13 protein-coding genes are annotated in these 19,160 nt (G+C 54.3%); 5 read left to right on the top strand and 8 right to left on the bottom strand.

Translation table 11 applies throughout. The features are described 5' to 3' along the window. Window positions 1-148 precede the first annotated feature (148 nt). Together GOX75_RS11660 and GOX75_RS11665 are read right to left on the bottom strand one after the other, a co-directional pair. A complete protein-coding gene (locus GOX75_RS11660; protein ID WP_171123272.1) occupies window positions 149-688 on the bottom strand; it encodes a luciferase family protein in 540 nt (179 codons plus the stop codon). A gap of 65 nt (window positions 689-753) precedes the next feature. Continuing rightward, window positions 754-1,344 (bottom strand): YceI family protein, encoded by a 591-nt coding sequence (locus GOX75_RS11665; RefSeq protein ID WP_171123274.1) that lies wholly within the window; start codon window positions 1,342-1,344, stop codon window positions 754-756. A gap of 124 nt (window positions 1,345-1,468) precedes the next feature. On the opposite strand from GOX75_RS11665, the gene GOX75_RS11670 reads away from it, so the two are divergent. Together GOX75_RS11670 and GOX75_RS11675 are read left to right on the top strand one after the other, a co-directional pair. Continuing rightward, on the top strand, window positions 1,469-2,050 hold the full coding sequence (locus GOX75_RS11670; RefSeq protein WP_171123276.1) for a TetR/AcrR family transcriptional regulator: 582 nt from the start codon (window positions 1,469-1,471) through the stop codon (window positions 2,048-2,050). 535 nt (window positions 2,051-2,585) lie between these two features. Further along, window positions 2,586-5,324: a cation-translocating P-type ATPase gene (locus tag GOX75_RS11675; protein ID WP_171123278.1), complete on the top strand. Its 2,739-nt coding sequence runs from the start codon at window positions 2,586-2,588 to the stop codon at window positions 5,322-5,324. A gap of 246 nt (window positions 5,325-5,570) precedes the next feature. Here the strand turns inward: GOX75_RS11675 and arcC are convergent, their stop codons facing one another. The 6 genes from arcC to GOX75_RS11705 form a co-directional block, all read right to left on the bottom strand. Further along, window positions 5,571-6,509, bottom strand: a complete 939-nt coding sequence (arcC, locus tag GOX75_RS11680) for a carbamate kinase (RefSeq protein WP_170555729.1) — start codon at window positions 6,507-6,509, stop codon at window positions 5,571-5,573. Window positions 6,510-6,512: 3 nt separating this feature from the next. Then, the gene (gene argF / locus GOX75_RS11685) at window positions 6,513-7,511 is read right to left on the bottom strand and encodes an ornithine carbamoyltransferase (RefSeq protein ID WP_171123280.1); all 999 of its coding nucleotides are present in this window, start codon (window positions 7,509-7,511) and stop codon (window positions 6,513-6,515) included. 55 nt (window positions 7,512-7,566) lie between these two features. Then, entirely contained in the window at window positions 7,567-8,793 is a 1,227-nt protein-coding gene (locus GOX75_RS11690) for an arginine deiminase (protein ID WP_171123281.1), read from the bottom strand. Continuing rightward, complete coding sequence (locus GOX75_RS11695; protein ID WP_171123283.1) at window positions 8,790-10,169, bottom strand: amino acid permease; 1,380 nt, start codon at window positions 10,167-10,169, stop codon at window positions 8,790-8,792. The genes GOX75_RS11690 and GOX75_RS11695 overlap by 4 nt, the downstream gene beginning before the upstream one ends. A gap of 9 nt (window positions 10,170-10,178) precedes the next feature. Next, the gene (locus tag GOX75_RS11700) at window positions 10,179-11,666 is read right to left on the bottom strand and encodes a YfcC family protein (RefSeq protein WP_171123285.1); all 1,488 of its coding nucleotides are present in this window, start codon (window positions 11,664-11,666) and stop codon (window positions 10,179-10,181) included. 370 nt (window positions 11,667-12,036) lie between these two features. Next, window positions 12,037-13,416 carry an amidohydrolase family protein gene (locus tag GOX75_RS11705; RefSeq protein ID WP_171123287.1) on the bottom strand — a complete coding sequence of 460 codons (1,380 nt, stop codon included), beginning with the start codon at window positions 13,414-13,416 and terminating at the stop codon, window positions 12,037-12,039. Window positions 13,417-13,578: 162 nt separating this feature from the next. Between GOX75_RS11705 and GOX75_RS11710 the strand changes: the two genes are divergently transcribed. The 3 genes from GOX75_RS11710 to GOX75_RS11720 all read left to right on the top strand — a co-directional run bounded on the left by GOX75_RS11710 (window position 13,579) and on the right by GOX75_RS11720 (window position 19,153). Beyond that, window positions 13,579-14,541 (top strand): AraC family transcriptional regulator, encoded by a 963-nt coding sequence (locus GOX75_RS11710; protein WP_171123289.1) that lies wholly within the window; start codon window positions 13,579-13,581, stop codon window positions 14,539-14,541. A 129-nt stretch (window positions 14,542-14,670) separates the two neighbouring features. Next, window positions 14,671-16,296 carry a murein L,D-transpeptidase gene (locus GOX75_RS11715; protein WP_371808173.1) on the top strand — a complete coding sequence of 542 codons (1,626 nt, stop codon included), beginning with the start codon at window positions 14,671-14,673 and terminating at the stop codon, window positions 16,294-16,296. Between the two features lie 112 nt (window positions 16,297-16,408). After that, window positions 16,409-19,153 (top strand): AsmA-like C-terminal region-containing protein, encoded by a 2,745-nt coding sequence (locus GOX75_RS11720; RefSeq protein ID WP_171123291.1) that lies wholly within the window; start codon window positions 16,409-16,411, stop codon window positions 19,151-19,153. Window positions 19,154-19,160: the final 7 nt, after the last annotated feature.

Here is a 19,160-nt window from a genome sequence, read left to right on the forward strand (position 1 = left end):
ATCCTAGTTGCATCCATTGAAGTTGCGCCACATCTCTGGATCCGGCCCGTCTAGAGCGGTGGTACATGAATCACCTGAAATTCCGGTGAAACTGAATTTTGACTGACCTGCGCATTAGTCAGCAACGGAAAGGTCAGCAGGTGGGCATTTAGCCCAGAGTGATGCCGGTGATGAAGGTGTACGAGCTTTCAACCAGATCGATGACGACATCCAACTCTTCGGGTGTCGTCGGTGTATAGATCATGACAAAGCCGCTCCACCCAGGACGTTGATTGGCCCACGGGTGCGCTACGGCCCAACCCGCCTCAACTGCCCGTCGCGCCATTGCGGGGTCTAGCGAAGCGTGCAAGCTGCCATCAGGATGCATGTGCGCAAACTCAAACCCACCAACGATAGAGTTCGGTTGAGACAACAACATGTCGGGATCAAGCTGAAAACCAATTGCGCCAGGAAGCGATATGCGTGTCGGGCCAAGTGTGACCCCTGGAAATTGCGCAACACGCTTCAGCAATAGCTGGGCCAAATCGGCATCAATTTCGACACCAATCTGAGTATGGGGTACGCCGCTTGTCGTTTCGGGACGGGGTGAGGTGCGCTCCGGCAAGGAGCGTTCTTGCGCGAATGCCAGCGGGCACATCAGTGCCACCGCAGTCGCGGCAGCCGCCAGTAGTCTCAGGAACAAAATCATTTTGTTGTCAGCCAGTCAAAAGTTAAGAATGAGCGCTCAGCGCAGTATCAGCTCCCCTGCACACATCATTCAGCCTTTAACGCTTCGATATTGATCAAGAGCTCTATTTCGTCGCTCACCGCTGGTGCAAACGCCCCAAGTCCGAATTCAGACCGCACGATAGTCGCCGTGGCTGCTAGCCCCATGGTCGGCGTGCCCTCCTTTTCGCCAAACGGGTATGGCGCCGACTTGTTAAGCGTTGTTTCCAGAACAACAGGTTTGGTGACGCCATTCATGGTCAGATCGCCAGAAATATTCGCGGTATTGTCACCGGTCACTTCAATGCTGGTTGAGGCGAAGGTGACCACGTCATTGTCACTCGCGCTGAAAAAGTCATCGGACATGAAATGTTGCAGACGGGCGTCCCAGCCCGTGATCATGGTTTTTACAGGCATAGACACTGTGACAGATGACGCAGACGGATCATCTTCATTGAACTCTATCTTGCCGCTAAAACCTGAGAACATTCCAAACGTTTCTGAGAACCCGATGTGGTTGTAGCTGAACAAGACCTGGCTGTGTCCAGGATCCAGCTCGTAAGTGCCACTCTCGGACAGCGCGGTTGTCGCACCAATCGATAAGAGTACCGCCAGCAGGGTTGCTGCCACTTTGAACATTGATACGCTCCCATTTTGACAAGACGTGTTCGCGGAATTGAGTATTGAGCTTCAGTTTTTAGCCGGCCATACTTTTAGTACAAAATGTTCTGTTATGCAACAATATGTTCTATAGGAGGGGCGATTGAAAGAAGATCCCAGGCTGATCGCCACACGACAGGCCGCACTTGATGCGGCGCAAAGGATACTGATGGATGAGGGCGTGCTGCACGTAACTCATGGCGCGATTTCAAAGGCAACGGGCATTTCGCGCAGCACACTTTACAGGCACTGGCCAGATGCGCGCAGTCTGCGTGATGCAGCATTCAGGCGCATAGCAACCCCGCCGAACATACCGCCCAAAACCGATGGCCCGCTACGATCTGATCTACGCTGGTTACTCGGAGTACTGATGGGAGCCTTAAATGACACACCATGGGGCCAGATCGCGCCTCAGGTGGTCGCTGCTGCGTCCACCGATGCAGAAGCGCGGTTGGTGATCACTGAATTCATGAAAGACAGGTTCACAAGTGTTAAAGCAGTATTTGCAGCCGCAATAGACCGTGGTGAGATCACAGCCGACGTTTCGATTGACCAGCTCATAGAACTAGCAATCGCGGCGCCTTATTTCCGCAAGCTCATACGTCACGAGGCACTGGACGAGGAGTGGTTGGATCGACATGTTGATCTGCTTTGCAGTATCGCGAAATCCACTTCGGGACAGTGACTATCGCCTGACTTTGTAATCAAAGCGACCAGAAGCGGGCGCGAGATTACGGCAGAGCAGCGAATTAGATCAAAAGCATATCCAGCCAGTTCCCAATAGCGGTTGCTCCAAAAGGTCTCGGCAAAGATTCGCAATGATCGTTCTTCAAAGTTTGCAAAGTCCGCTTTCTGCGCAGTGCTGACATTTGTGCCGAACGCAACATCGGTCACTTTGGGCTCAATGCGGTCGTTTGCTGCAACTTGCGTGAACGTCTACTTTGCGGACATTGCTGCCCTTGACAGGAAGAGCCTAAATGTCGGCTAACCGCGGTCTCTCTAGGCTGGGCGTATTCCATTCAATGGCGGACATCTGCTTTTCTTACCTTTCTCGATTTAGCAGATGACAAAGCTCCGTCGCTGCTGGTATCTGGATAAAGGCGTGCGCATCACAAATTGGAGAACCGTCAATGAACTGCGCAGGTTGGCTCATTGGCTGAGAATGGGCACTGGCACCCCAAGACTTATCCGGTCACGCAATTGCTCATTCGGAGTTGAGAATGTCAGGTTTCGCACAGACAACCCCATCGGTTCTTGGAAACGCGAACGCACCTTGGGTGTTGGACGGTAGAGCGGTCGCCGAAAACCTCGGCGTGAACCCTGAGACGGGATTGAATCCGGACGAGGTGGCCAAGCGGCTTTCAACACACGGTACAAACCGCTTGGAAGAGACTGCAACAGTTCCGCCATGGAAGATGCTCCTGCGGCAATTCGCAAGCCCGCTGCTGATCATCCTGATAGCAGGTGCTCTTGTCTCGGCCTATACGGGGCATTGGGTTGATGCGATTGCGATATTCGCGATCGCCGTCTTTAACGCCTTCATCTCCTTCTGGCAGGAAAATAAGGCCGAGCAGTCCTTGGCAGCCCTGCGGGAGATGTCTGCACCGCAGGCCTTCGTGCGCCGCGGCGGCGAGATCGTCGAGGTACCGGCGGCGGATCTCGTGCCGGGCGATATTCTGCGAGTAAAAGCCGGTGACATTCTGGCCGCCGACATTCGCTTTGTCACCGCCAGCCGGATGCAGGTCGACGAGGCCGCGTTGACGGGAGAATCCGAACCGGTCGACAAACATGCCGATCCGATCGAGGACGAAGACGTCGTTTTGGCCGATCGTCTGAATATGGGCTTCATGAGCACGCAGGTCACTGGCGGCGCTGGTGAAGGCATTGTCGTGGGCACCGGAATGGAGACCGAGGTCGGTCACATCGCTGCCCTCATGTCCTCTGCGAAAGAGCCAAAAACCCCGCTGCAACTCAAGATCGAGGGCCTTTCCAAGGTGCTGATCATGGCGGCCCTGATCGTGGTCGCCATCGTGATCGGCATTGGCGTGGTCAATGGAATGGATGCGGCTGAGATGCTGAACACGGCAATCTCGCTGTCGGTCGCGGCGATCCCGGAGGGCCTGCCGACAGTAGTCACCATCGTTCTGACGCTGGGATCACAAAACATGGTTGCCAGCAACGCCTTGGCGCGACGGCTTTCCTCTGTAGAAACGCTCGGCGCGACCTCGGTGATCTGTTCAGACAAGACCGGCACGCTCACGCAGAACCAAATGCAGGTGATGCAATGCTGGGCCGGTGGCAAGGACTGGGAAGTGACCGGCGAGGGGTTCGATCCGCATGGCGAGTTCCGTTCCGAAGACGGCAGCGTGGCCGAGATCGAGGCCGAAACGGATCTTCGGCAGATGCTGGCCGTCTCCGCCTATTGCAACGATGCGCGTATGGTCGAGGCTGACGGGCGCCCGGCGATCCAGGGCAACCCGACTGAGGGCGCTCTGGTCGTGGCCGCGGCCAAGGTCGGGATTTCCCGCGAGAAGTTGACAGAAGCGCGGGTCGAGGCGCTTCGGCAATTCCCCTTCGATTCAACGCGCAAGATGATGTCTGTCTTCGCTCGATTGCCGGATGGGCGCACTGTACTCGGCGCCAAGGGGGCGCCTGATGTGATCCTGTCAAGGGCGAGCCATGTCCGCATGGCCGGGGAAACGCTTGAGATCTCCCCGGCTTTGCGGGAAGAGATCGAGGCGGTGATCGACAGTTTCGGCGAGAAGGCGCTCCGGACCCTCGCCGTGGCTTATCGGGAGGTGGCAGAAGAGGATCTGGACCATGCCGATCCCGAGCAGCGGATCGTACTGCTTGGCATTCACGGCATCATGGACCCGCCGCGCAGCGAAGTACCCATCGCCGTTTCGGAGGCAACCGGGGCCGGCATCCGAACAGTGATGATCACCGGCGACCACGCCGTGACCGCCCAAGCGATTGCGGAACAGATCGGCATTCGCACCAGCGACGCGCAGACGGTTCATACCGGGGTCGAGCTCGACCAGATGAGCGATCAGGATTTGAAAGAGATGGTGCAGCACGCGGCCGTCTTTGCCCGGGTGACCCCGGAGCACAAGCTGCGCATCGTCAATGCCATGCAGGAGAATGGCGAGGTGGCGGCAATGACCGGGGATGGCGTCAACGACGCGCCCGCTCTGCGAGCGGCGGATATTGGTGTCGCCATGGGCATCACCGGCACGCAGGTCGCCAAGGACAGCGCTGCCCTCGTGCTGCTCGATGACAATTTCTCCACCATCGTGACGGCAGTCCGCGAAGGCCGGCGCATCTTCGACAATCTTTTGAAATTCATTCGGCAGGCGCTCACCGCCAACGTGGCCGAGGTCTCAACGATCCTGTTCGCCTTCCTACTGATGGGGGCAGACCCGCTCCTGCCGATCACACCGCTGATGATCCTCTGGGTAAATCTTGTATCGGATGGGCTACCGGCTCTGACACTCGGCTTCGAGAAAGCGGAACCCGACCTGATGCAGCGCCCACCGCGCCCGCGCGACGATAATCTGTTCGGCGGCGGAATGAAGGAGCGGATTCTGATCCGGGGAACGCTGCTCGGCCTGCTGACCTTTTATGTCTTCCAGGAGTTTCTCGAACGAGGCGCCTCCTTGGAACACGCCCAGACAGCAGCGTTCATGACACTGATCTTTGCCCAGATCTGGCATATTTTCGACGCCCGAACGACCTCCACGCTCTACCGCAAGTCGCCGCTCGGCAACCGCACCTTGCTTGGAGCGGTGAGCATTTCCATATTGCTGTCTCTTCTCGCCATTTATACCGGCGCTGGACATTTCGTGCTTGGAACGGTTTCCCTGCCTCTGTCGCATTTGCTCGGAGTGTTCTTCATCGCCGCACTGCCCACGCTTCTGTTGTCTGCGCTGAAGGAAATGTTCGGACTGAAATGGCTCTGACGCTACCTTTGCTTAGAACGGCACTGAAGGTGCTAGAATGGACATCCTGAAGCACCCATTCGTTGTCAACTTCTTGGCGGAGGGTCTGCATTGTGCCTGGCCAGCATTCCGCCCACAAGGATGTCAGAGGAAGTTAAATTTTATGGCCTGATAACCCATACGCACGATCTAGTGACGCGCAGCGCGCAGTGTCGACCCCGGTGTCCCATAGAAGGCATTACAATCAACAAAGCCTATTCTTCGGGTCTAGTGAAACTGTGTTTCCCCCGCCTCTAGCGATACTGTCGTACCTTTTTCACCGCGAACGGCTGCAGGAACATCGGCTAGGGCGCAAATGATCGCACGACCACCCGAGGATCGCACAAAGTCTTGTGCCGCCTGAACCTTGGGGCCCATTGACCCGGCGGGGAAGTCGTACTCATCCAATGAATCCGGAGTGATCGATCTAATACCTGTTTGTTCAGGCGTTCCCCAGTTCAGGAACACGGCTTCTGCATCTGTAGCGATGACAAAGAAATCTGCGCCAAGGTTCTGCGCCAGAAGGCACGAGGCGAAATCCTTGTCGATGACGGCTTCGACCCCGACCAGTTTCCTTTCAGCGCCTGCCTCGTACATCGTCGGAATGCCGCCTCCGCCAGCAGCGATCACGGTCGCGCCCTTTTCCAGGATCCAACGGATCGGTTCGACCTGAAAGATACGTTTCGGGCGCGGCGAGGGCACCACGCGCCGCCAGTACTCGCCATCCGGTTTCACCGTCCAGCCCTTGTCAGCCGCCTCCTTCTTGGCGTCCGCTTCGGAATAAACCTGCCCGATGAACTTGGTTGGGTTGTCGAAGGCCGGGTCGCTTGGGTCTACCTCGATCATGGTCAACAGGGTGGCGATATGATGCTCGAAAGGCAGAATGTTACCAAGCTCCTGCTCGATCATGTAGCCGATCATGCCCATCGTTTCGCCGACCAAAACGTCCAGCGGGTACTCCTCGACATCCGTATACATAATCTCTTGCAGGGCCAGCATCCCGACCTGCGGGCCATTGCCATGAGTGATGACGGTTTCGTGCGCTTCGCAGAGCGGGGCGAGGGCTTCGGCGGCAATCTTCGCGTTCTTGCGCTGATTGTCCGCTGTCATCGCCTCCCCCCGTTTGAGAAGCGCGTTGCCGCCAAGTGCTACAACAACGCGTCCCATGGTTCAGGCTCCCAATGTCGCGACGAGGATCGCCTTGATCGTGTGCATCCGGTTTTCGGCTTGCTCGAACGCGATGTTCATATCGCTTTCGAAGACCTCCTCGGTCACTTCCATCTCGGTGATGCCAAATTGTTCGTGAATGTCCTGACCAACCTTGGTCTCCAGATTGTGGAAGGCGGGCAGGCAGTGCATGAACTTGACAGCCGGATTTCCTGTTTTCTTCATCAGATCCATGTTGACCTGATAAGGGCTCAGCAGCTCGATCCGCTCAGCCCAGACCTCTTTTGGCTCACCCATCGACACCCAGACATCGGTATGAATGAAATCCGCGCCCTCTACGACCGAGGTATCGTCGGTGATGGTCACACGTGCGCCGGTCTTTTCAGCCCGCTCCATCGCCAATTCGCGCACATCGTCATGGGGCTGGGTTTCTTTCGGCGAGATCATCCGGACGTCGCAGCCCATGATCGCGCCCAACATCAGCAGCGAGTTGCCCATGTTCGACCGACAGTCGCCCGAGTAGGCATAGACAATGTCCTTGCGGGGCTTGTCAGCGTGCTCGATCATGGTCTGCATATCGGCAAGCATTTGGGTCGGATGCCAGTCATCCGTCAGGCCGTTATAGACCGGAACACCGGCATACTCTGACAGCGTTTCAACCATGTCCTGACCCGCGCCGCGGAATTCGATCCCGTCGAACATGCGGCCCAATACGCGGGCTGTGTCCTTCATCGACTCCTTGTGCCCGATTTGCGAGCCCGATGGATCGAGATACGTAATGTTCGCACCCTGATCGTAGGCGGCCACTTCAAAGGCGCAACGGGTGCGCGTCGAAGTTTTTTCGAAGATAAGGCAGATGTTCTTGCCGGTCAGCGACGGCTGTTCGGCGCGGGCATATTTCGCGCGTTTCAGATCGCGGGCCAGATCCAGCAGGTACAGCATTTCACGCTGGCTGAAATCGGCGATTTTCAGATAGCTACGGCCTTTGAGATTGAATGCCATTTTGTCTCTCCCTAACAAAAATCAGTGGGCGCAGGGGACTGCACCCATGGTAAATTCAATAGGCGGGGTCGCGGTCGATCGGGCAGGTCATGCAGTGGCCACCACCGCGACCGCGTCCCAATTCCTGACCCGAGATTTCGATCACCTCGACGCCGGCTGCGCGCATCTTGCCGTTCGTAAACGTGTTGCGCGCATAGCCAACGACCACACCGGGCGAGAGGGCTACGACGTTATTGCCGTCATCCCACTGTTCGCGCTCGGCCTGGAACTCGTTGCCGCCGGTCGAAATGACCTCAAGCGAGTTCAATCCCAGGGCTTCTTTGTAGACGTCGAACAGGTGTCCTTTTTCCACGTGAATATCCAAGTCCCCGCGGTCACCCGGGCGGATCGAGATACAGGTGATCTGGTCCGCAACTTCCGAGAATGCAGTGACTTTGTCATGGTCAAGGCAAGTGAAGACGGTATCCAGATGCATGGCCGCGCGGCTTTTTGGCATCGCACAGGCGACGACACGTTCAGCACCGCCTTTCCTGAACAGCGCTTCGGCAACCTGGGCGACGGCCTGCCTGGTTGTGCGTTCGCCCATTCCTATGAAGACAGTACCGTCGCCCACCGGTTGAACGTCGCCACCCTCGACCGACGCCAGGCCGAAATCGTCGTCGCTGTCGCCCCACCAGAACTCGAACTCGGCGTCCTTGAACATCTTATGGTGGCGATACACCGTACGCATGATCAGGGTTTCCGGTTTACGAGCAGGCCAGAACATCGGGTTCGTCGTCACGCCATCGAAAATCCAGCAGGAGGGGTCGCGCTGGAACTGCGCATTGGGGATGGCGGGAAGGATAAAGTCGCCCAGAGAAACCAGATCACCGAACTGTTCGTCGATCATACCCTTGGGCAGGTCTGCGAAGATGATGCCGCCAAGCATATGGCGAGCAAGCAGCTTGGCGTCCATCTCGTCCAACCAAGCACGCATTTCTACGGAAAAGCCCAAGCCGACCATGTTGGGCGTGATCAGACGGTCCAGAAGGAAGGCGCGCGCTGCGGGGTCGTCTGCGATGGCTTGAGCCAGCAGATCCTGAATGTCGTAGACCTCGACCCCGCGTTCTCGCATCAGGGAACAGAATTCTGCGTGGTCCTTGCGGGCCTGCTCGACCCAGATCACGTCATCGAACAAAAGCTCTTCGCAATTTCGTGGTGTCAGACGATCATGCGCCAGTGAAGGGCGCGAGACGATCACCTTGTTGAGCTTTCCGATCTCGGAATGAACGCCGAGCTTCATGGCAACTCTCCTTTCGAACTATCCGTTTTCTGAATCTCTTCAATGTCATTGGCCTGGCTCCAGCGAACCCAGACATGGATAGGCACGCCCATAAGCAGCAGGACCGAGCCAACCAAAACAGTTTCGGCGCCTGAGCCGATGAAGGCCCAGACCGAATAAATGAACCCAAGCGCGCCCAGTACGATGACCTTCGCCAGTTCCGGGCCATGCAGGACCTGCCCGCCTTTCAGCCGGATCATAATCTCGGCCACAGAGCAGATGGCATAGGGCAACAGGCTGGCGACAACGGCGAGCAAAATGACAAAGTTGAATGCGGCGACCAGCCCTTGCGCATAGTTCATGATGATCAGAACCGAAGCCAGCGCATTCGACAGGATTAACGCATTGGCAGGCGTTCCAAATTTGGATTTTTGGCCCAAGGCTGCAGGAAAGACGCGATCCAAGGCAGCACCGTAAGGGACCTGGCCACTGAGCAGTGTAAAGCCGTTCAAAGTGCCAAAGGTCGAAATCACCGCGCCCACAGCAACAAGGACGCCGCCAACGGGACCAAACATCACCTCACCGACGGCTGCCAGAGGTGCGGCGGAAACAGCGAGCAACTCGGCAGGAATGACGCCCATCGAAACGGCGGTTACCGAGATATAGACGCTTGCGGCGATAATCACGCCGATCACGGTGGCGCGCGGGATAGTCTTTTCCGGCTCGATAACATCACCAGAGGGAACCGTCGCAGATTCAAGACCCAGGTAGGCCCAAAGCGTCAGAGCAGCCGCGGCAGAAATCGCCGTAAACGCCGTGGTGCCGCTTTGATTGACCGGAACATAGTTCTCGGTGTTGATCCAGAAGATACCCAATGTGCCAATCAATATCAGCGGAGCGAGCTTGAGCACGGTGGTCACGATCTGAACCAAACCAGCCCCTTCGACCCCTCGGATGTTGACCAAGGTGAGCGTCCAGATTGCAACCAACGCGGTCGATAGGCCGTACATTGGCACTTCGATGATAATTGGGAACAGGAAACCCAGATATCCCACCAACGCGACAGCAACAGCTGCGTTCCCGGTCCAAAGTGCGATCCAGTACCCCCAGGCAATAATGAAGCCTGCAAAGTCTCCGAATGCTTCTTGCGAATAGGCGTAGGGGCCACCGGGTTTCGAAACGACGCGTGACAGCCTTCCGAAAATGATCGCGAGAACAAGCGCCCCTGCCGAAGTCAGAATCCACCCACCAATTGCGATTGGCCCAAACGGTGCAAGTGACGCTGGTAGAAGGAACACTCCCGACCCGATCATGTTTCCAACAACCAAAGCGATACAGGCCGTCAGCCCTAGGGCACCCGATGTCGAAGTCGTCTCTGGAGCGGAGCGATCGGTCATTGCGACGGCTCAGTTCGATGTTGTGTCTGAAGTCTCGGTTGCCGGCCCGTCGATCCCCGGATCAGTTATGGCCCCAACGGTAAGTGCGGCGCAGATGATCACGGCTAGAATTACGAGCAGCGGGAAAACAAAGCGCAGCCACCGGTCATATGACACACGACCAATGGCTAGCCCTCCCATGACGACGGCAAATGTCGGGTTGAACAGGTTCACCCATCCGTTTGCTGACTGATACGCTGTAACCACCAGGTCACGACCGACGCCCGCAAAGTCTGCCAGTGGTGCCATGATCGGCATCGAAAGCGTGGCCAGCCCTGACGAGGACGGCACAAGGAATGACATCAAGATCTGAATGCCAAACATCGCGTTGATAAAAGCAAACTCGCTCAGCCCCGAGACAAACCCCTCGGCTCCGGCGAGGATTGTGTCGGTGATTTTGCCCGCGTCCATAATGACGACAACACCGCGCGCGACGCCAATGATCAGGGCAACGCCCAGCAAATCGCGCGCGCCATCAACGAAGGTTTCCACAAAGGTCCCTTCGTCCATTCTGGACCCTTCATCCGTTTTCCCGACCCACCAAACGATGATGCACATCACCAGGAAGAGACCGGACATCTCGGCCATCCACCACCCCAGCGCGACAACACCATAGATCATGATGGCGAAGGTAATCCCGAAAAGAACCAGAATGATCGAACGCGTCTTGGTCATCTCGGGGAACGTATCATCGCCTTCCGAACCCTTTAGGAAATGCGCCCGGTTTTCCTCGGCCTGATCGGCCACCACGGACAATGACGGGTCGGCTTTCACGCGTGATGCGTATCGCATGACGAATGCGATGCCCGCAGCAAGACAAAGGACAAGGATAATGAACCTAAGAACGATCCCGTTCGTGAACGGAATACCCGCACCTTGCGAGGCAACAACTGTCGCAAATGCGTTGAAGGTTGAGCCCAGGGTCCCAATGCCTGCGCCCAGCATGATCACCGCAACCCCGGTCAAGGAGTCGTACCCTGCCCGAATAAAAACCGGAATGATCAGAGCGTAGAACGCGAGGGATTCTTCGGCCATGCCATAGCTTGTCCCGCCAAAGGCAAAGGCGATCATCAGGATTGGGATCATCAGGATTTCCCGCCCTGCCAACCTGTGCAGCAACCAACCGATGCCGGCGTCGATAGCTCCTGTCTTGGTGACAACCATCAGGAAACCGCCGATGACTAAAACAAACAAAGCGACATCAATCGCCGCGCTGGATGAACTTCCCAGAAGACCAGGATCGTACATACCTGCAATCGGGGCAAGGATAACTGCCGTAAGTCCTTGGGGGTTCGGCTCAACTTCGTGGTAGGTGCCCGGGACAGGCGCTTCGCTGCCCAGAGCTTCGTTCATCTGACGGTCGTACTCACCGGCCGGAATAACCCACGTAAGGGCGGCCACGACGGCAATCAGTATGAACAGAATGGTAAAGGCGGTAGGAAATTTGAACTTGGACATATGAAACTCGCGCTGGGTGAAGCTGAGAAACTGGGCAGTCAAATATTTGAATATTTATGTCTCAACTTAGTACTAACGCGGTGACTTGTCACTTTCGTAAAACGTGAGGTTGTCGAACACATTGAACAATGTCTGCCATGGGCTCTATCCGGACCTTCGCTGCGCAGTGCATCAGTGACCGTTATGCGGACTTTGCTGCCATTGGCCCGCTTTCACCGGAGGACCGCACACAAGCAGAAGCAGATATTCACAAATAGGCTTTGTAAACAGCGCGAAGCGGGCAAAGTTGCTAATCGCTGCGGTCAAATCTGAAGAGTTTTCAATTGGAAAGGTGCGCGGAGTGCCGAGGTAAGTTCACTCCGCGCGACACTCATTCGAGTGCGTTCTTGTAGATCACCCCATCCTTCATGATGAAATCGATGTTTTTCTCATAGTCGACGAGGATAGTTACGTCTTCAACTGGATTGCCGTCCACTAGTAGAATATCGGCATAAGCTCCCTCCGATATCACGCCCAACGGGCCATCAACGTATGGATTAAGCTTTCCTGAAAGCGCGAGCAATTCAGCAGTCTTGGACGTTGCCTGAACTAGAATTTCATAAGATGACCAGACCTCTGTCCGATACTGGAATTCATCGTTCTGTTTCGAAAGCGCAACTGGGTCTCCAATGATGTCTGTTGAGAATGCGACCTTTTCTATTCCGAAATCCTTGATTAGCTTCATCTGGTTTCCAGCACCGGCTTGGACACTGAGAAACTTTGCCCCAGCACTAGGGCCAAGTGCTTTTGCTACTGTTTCTTCGTCCAGCCCCAGCAACGAGTAGAAGGGGACAATCCAAGCGTCAGCATCCTTGATTGCTTGTGCAGAGACTTCGGTCATTAGCTGTCCGTGTTCGATGCTGATTACGCCAGCTTCTAGTGAGCGCAGGATCGAGTCATCACTATATGCGTGGACCATGACATAAGTGTCCCAGTCCGCTGCGGCTTTAACCGAGGCTTCAAGCTCCTCAGGCAAGCCCTGTACAGTGTGCAGTGGGTCAACCGAAGAAGACACGCCGCCGCCAGCCATAACTTTTATTTGCGTAGCGCCGAGTCGCAGCGCCTCTCGCGTTGCACGCAGTACTTCTGGCACGCCATCCGCCAGGAACTCTACATGCTGATTAAAGAATGAAGGCTGTGCTCCCATAAAGTTGGGATGCGGTTCGGTGTAAACGCGATGTTCTCCATGACCCGATGTTTGAGAGATCACAGGTCCAGACGGGTATATTCGTGGTCCGACGGCCTTTCCTCGATCAATTGCTTTTTGCAATCCAATTGCAGGGCCTCCGGCATCCCGGACAGTTGTGAAGCCACGCAACAACATTTTTTCTGCTTCTGACGTGGAAACAGCGCCCCAATACATCCAATCAAAGTTATCTCTTAGATCAGCCACAGGCTCCGTTATTGCCATATGTACGTGGGCATCGATCAGGCCCGGCATCAGAGTTCTGCCTCCACCGTCGATTATCTTAGCGTTGGCTACGGCAAGGGGTTCAGATGATACCTCTGCGATCAGATTATCGACTACCACGACATTCGCGTTCTCAATTCTCTCTGCATTCACGCCGTCAAAAACATGCACGTTAGTAAAGAGTATCGGAAAGCTAACCTCTTGTGCGAATGTCGGAGCGGAAAGAAGTCCCGCAAAGATAACTGAGGCTGCACTTCTTGACAGTGCTCGCTTGAAACGCAGCTCAAAGGGAAAGTTCATTTTCCAATCTCCGAATAAAAGGTATCCAAGGTGGCGATCATGCTATCAAGGGTTTTGAGAATTACTTATTGTCATTTGAGGACAAATTCAATTTTCTCTGTCCAGTAAAGATAACCAGGATGACATATGTGCGCTCAGGCTTCTCAAGTGACGATCCCAGTCATGCAGTCAAAATTTTTGTCAGCGGTAGTGGGTCGAGCTTGCGAATTGGGCGCCGACAGAGAAAAGGTCTTGGAAGGCTGCTTACTCAGGTCAGAAGTTTTATCTGGTCCTACCCAACCAATTCCTAGCGCATGTGTGTATCGCGCGTCCAACCGTGCCGCCAGATTTTCAAAAAATCCATATCTTTGCGCAGAGATTGCTAGTCAATTTGATTGGAGTGACGGTTTCGTCCCACCTGAAACTTTAAGTTACTCGCCTAGCTTGGGAGACCTGCTCGTTGCTTGGCTTCACTTTGTGGAAGCCGTGCAAATTTCAATGAATTACACAATGACGATTGAAGATGGACGGGCCATATTGATGGGTCGCCGGATGCTTCAAGCCTCTCAACCTCCCGGCCAAGCAGACGCATGGGATATTGTTGCATGGTCTGAAATGCTGAAGGCGAGATTGGGGCCAGTATGGAACAGCGCATTGGTCGAAGTACTTGTCTTTGATCCGAAAGCTATCCCGCCAACTTTTATTCCAAAAAGTCAGGTTCAAAGATGCGATGCATGGGGCCTTAGTATGTCGTTCCCCGCATCTTGGTTGATGCAGCAGTCAAAATTTGAACGAAACGAGACGACGGAAGCGACCAGCTCCATTCAAAAAGTACTCGACTTGACCGACTTGTTCTCTGTGATTGACTACTCCGCATGGCCTGGCTTGGACGGGTTTGCAAAATTCATTGGTTTGCATCCCAAAACGCTTCAAAGAGAACTTGCAAGACACGGCACGACAGGAGCAAATCTCGTAGACAGCGCGAAAATGCGTCAGGCGGAGCAATGGCTGACAGAGGGGCGCCTTTCTATAACAGATATCGGAAAGAACTTGGGCTACAAAAACCCAAGTGCGTTTACACGAACGTGTCGCCGTTGGTTTGGATCGTCGCCTTGCCAGTTAAAGCACGACCTCGATGTTCGATGATATGCCCGTGAAGTAGGTCCGCTTTGCGAGCAAAATCTGAGAACAATAAATTACGATTTGATTATACAAAATGTTGGAGTATCCTATGTCGCAGCAACCAGATATAGATTGACTATTCAGGAGGGGATGGTGAAAGTTCTTAGATCAGCGGTTGCAACTGCACTAACTGCAACGCTGATAACATGCCCTAACTTGGGCGCAGCAGACCAAGTCTCGGAGCAGATAAAAGCGCTGCTGCAGTCAAATACGAATGCGAGTAGTACACTTTCAAACAGCAAGAGTTTGGACGCAGAAATCCTTGTACCTCGTTTCTATACGGACAGAGAATTTACGCCAGCTTGGACCAGTTTTGAATTGGTTGACGAGCTTTTTGAGGAGTTGGACGGAGCAATTGATCAGGGTTTTACGCCGAGTGACTTCAAACTAGAAGAGCTTCGATCCGCATTCAAAGCCTCACAGGATGGCGATGCCTCCAGTCGAGCTTTATTCGATATTCTGGCGACTGACGCGGCCGTAAAACTCGTACACCATTTGGTGTTTGGAAAAGTCGATCCAAATGCGCTAGACGACGCTTGGAATTTCTCAAAGCCAGTAATACAACAAGACCCTTCCGTTGTATTGAGCCACTATCTTCAAGATGAAGGCTTCAGCGCTTTAATTGAACGCATCGATATCGACAACGGGCAATATACGATGCTCGTTGATGCATTAAGCAAATACAGAGCTATCGCATCAAAGGGCGGCTGGAACACAGTCCCCGAAGAAACGATTCTGAAGCCGGAAATGGTGGATCCTGCCGTCGCCGAACTGCGCAAAAGGTTAGCGACAGAAGGCTACGATGGAACAAATGAATTTCCAGAAATCAGCCAAAGCGGTATAAATCCAGCTTGGGTTTATGACGATCATTTGGTGCGACAGGTAAAAACCTTTCAAAATCGTCACGGCTTGGAGGCAGATGGCGTCGTTGGTGGTAAGACCTTCGCGTCTCTCAACAAACCTGTCGAAGATCGCATAGATAAATTGCGGCTCAGCCTGGAACGAGGCCGCTGGCTCATGCGCGAAATCGACGAAGAGTTCGTGCTGGTAAACATTGCAGGCGCTCGTACTTACTTGGTCACGTCCGATGGGACGCTTTGGACCACTCGGTCGATCACAGGATCAGCCTACCGAAAAACCCCAGTGTTCCGAGATGAAATTGAATACATGGAATTCAATCCGACTTGGACTGTTCCCGCCTCGATTTTTCGGAAGGATAAGCTTTCGCGCATCCGCAAAGATTCAGCCTATCTGGCGCGCAATAATTACGTAGTTCGGAACAAAGACGGGCAGACGATTCCTGCCAACGCTGTGAACTGGGGGGCAAAGAACCCTGGCGTCACTTTGGTTCAGCAACCGGGCCCAGACAATGCGTTAGGATTAGTCAAGTTCATGTTTCCCAACGAATACGCAGTGTACTTGCATGACACCAACGACCGCAGTCTCTTCGACCGAAATGAGCGAAACCTAAGTTCAGGCTGCGTGCGTCTTGAGTATCCATTCGAATTTGCCAGCCTTTTGATGGAGGGAGAGCCGGACTGGAGCCGGCAAAAGATGCAATCCATCCTGGATAGCGGGAAGACAACGCGAGTTAACCTACCCGAGCCCATGCCGGTCCTTTTGACCTATTGGACTGCGTGGGTCGAAGACGGGACCGTTCATTTCCGCGAGGACCCTTACGAGCGAGATGCTCGAATACTTGCGGCTTTGGACCGATGAACACGTCATCCTAAAAGAGATGCGCAATTCTAAGCGTGCTAAATTGCCAGTAGGATTGGTGACTTCTAATTGGCGGAAATTCGAAGCAGTGTGAGCTGCAATAGGGGAGCACATGAGGGTTTGGCTCGTAAGAATAGTTGGGCTTGTTGCATTTCTAGCCTTCGCTGCAATCGCTTTTGTCTGGTTGTTGCTTGCTGCTCCGATGTTCTCGGACATGCGACGTGGCCTTGTAGAAAGAGTACTATCGGAACAAATTGGTCGGCCTCTATTGGTCAACGATGATGTAAGCGTCGCGCTTGGACGCATTAGTCACATTTACGTCGGCGGGGTGGTCATCCCGAGCCAGACAATGCCGGAGTCACCACTTGTAGAATTGAACCTGCTGGAACTGGAGTTGGACATTGCCGCGTTGATCAATGGACGTCTGCATTTTGACAATCTGGTAGTGGAAGGCCTCCAAGCGAATATTCTTACAGCCGCAGACGGCACAACAAGCTGGCGAAAAAACAGGCCAACACCCAAGCCGGTGTCCGAGAAAACTGTATCAGCGGATGATCAAACAGACGTCGCTAGCGCTGATAGGATCAATGAAAGCGACACTGAAGGCAGTGGGATCCTGAACTTTCTGAGCGACAAGAACGTCAGTTTCACGTCTATCGGGTTAAACATCGACGACAAGGTCTCGGGCTTCTCGTTTGTATTTGACCTCCATTCACTCGCGCTCGCACTATTCGACAATGGGCAACGAACAAAGGTCTTTGGTTCCGGCTCCGTCAACGGTCAGGGTTTCAAAATCGATGGCGACTACCCTCGCGCCGCGCCATTTACTACGCGGGCCAGTTTTGGAGAAATGACCGTGAGCTATGATGGCGAACCCTTCACGGAAGACGAAGGTGGTGGCTATCGAGCTGTATTGGAGATGGACACCGGAGAATTCGGTGATTTTCTGGATGTCATTGGATTGGAACGTGTTTTGGAAGGCAATGGCCAGTTGCAAGCTGAACTCGTGTCCCAAGACGCCCTAAAAATCGAAGCGTTTACAACCACCGTAAGCTTGGAGGGAGGGCAGAAACTTGAAGCTGAGGGTTCAATAGATGACCTCTACACCGCTCAGGGCGTCGATCTGCTTTTCAATGCGCGGCTTCATCCCGAAGGACAGCCGCCGCCAGCAGCAAAAAGTATCCAAGAGCTGAAATTCACCGGCTTTGAAATGCATATGGTCGGATCTCTGACGTCCTTCGAATTCGAGAAGCTACTTTTTCAAACAAATGCGTTTGACCAGGGGTTAGACGTAATCGGTCCAGCCTCTATCGAAACCATTCGTCGCATGCCGGACGGCCGGCTCGCCATGCTGGGCATCGCGCTGCAAGCCGGTCCAATTGAAGAGCCTGTCCTGAAAGCCGAGGGGGAAATTCTCGATCTGCTTCAGCTTCAGGACGTAACTTTCGATGGGGAGCTGAACGGGCCCGCCAAGTTGATTTTTCCCAACCTCGATAAAAGCTACGTTGACCAATTCGGCGGTATCGAAGCTGATTTCAACATATCCAATACAGGCGGCCCGGTTTCTCTCAATAGGTTCAATGCTACCAACTATGGCACCGAACTATGGGCGCTCGATCTCGCACTATCTGTCAACGAACTCAAAGGTCTGGCCGGTCTCGATTTCGATGTGGAACTGGATGTCGACGACGGTGCCCAGTTTCTGACCGCGCTCAACCTGCAACCTGTTGAAATCGGAGCACTCGCTATCGATGCTGAAACCTCCAGGCAGGGTGAAGACTTTGATGCCGCAATCCAGTTCGAGGCCGGGTCTTCGCATCTTCTTGCAGCTTTGGATGCACAGTTTCCCGAAGGTGCATCCGTCGTCCGTGGCAACATCACGAGTGAAAAGCTCGACCTCAACGACCTGAAGAACCTGACTGCCGTGTTGGACCAACTGAAAAGCTTGATGGGCGAGGCCTCAAAAGAACCTGACGCCGAAGTTCAGCCCTTGGTTTTGCCGAAGGAGACAGATGTCCAGCCCCTGGTGTTGCCAAAGGAAAAAGGGAAACCTGCCGATCTTCTGGATGTGCAACGCGTGCTAAGAGAAGCTGACGTCGAGGTACAAATCGAATTCAAAGAGATTTTAGGCCAACAAGGCGTAACATCTGTTTCCAGCCAAATGTCTGCCAAAGAAGGAACCGTGGATTTCGGACCTCTTCAGATGTCTTATGGCGGCGGAAACTTCAGCCTGCGGGCGGTCATGGACCTGATTGACTCACCTGATTGGCTTTCATTGTCAGGATCGACCTCAGGATGGGAATTTGGTGAAATCCTTGATGAATTGGGAATTGGAATTGATGCCTATGGCCGTTTGAGCGGTGAGTTCAACGTTTCTGGCAATACTGCCTCGGGCAAGGCCTTCATCAACTCGATGCGCGGCAACGCGTCTTTGTCGATGTCGCAGGGCTATATCAGCACCAGCTTATTGGAATTGGCGGGGCTGGGCATTTTCCCCTGGCTGTTTTCAGAGGAGTTCAGAAAAGGCTACACCGACATAACTTGCGTCGTTGCCCCGGTTGATATCCATGCCGGACAAGTCAGTTCAAATTCCATCGTAATAGAAACAGGATCGGTTCAATTGGTTGCAAGGGGGCAAGTGGATTGGCTGAATGATACGATAGCAATAAGAGCGGAGCCGCGGCGCGTTGGCAAACCCCTATCCCGAAGCGCCTGGCCCTTTGATGTGACTGGCCAGCTTTCGTCGCCAAAGTTCAAGCTTGATGTGGGCGGGTCCAGAAACAAGGCCCCTGAAGGCGCTGATGCTATGCCAGCCGACAGGCAACCCTGCGTGCCAGACATCAATCAATTGCAGTAATCGGACG

The organism is Ruegeria sp. HKCCD7251, from assembly GCF_013031165.1.
Taxonomy (GTDB): domain Bacteria; phylum Pseudomonadota; class Alphaproteobacteria; order Rhodobacterales; family Rhodobacteraceae; genus Ruegeria.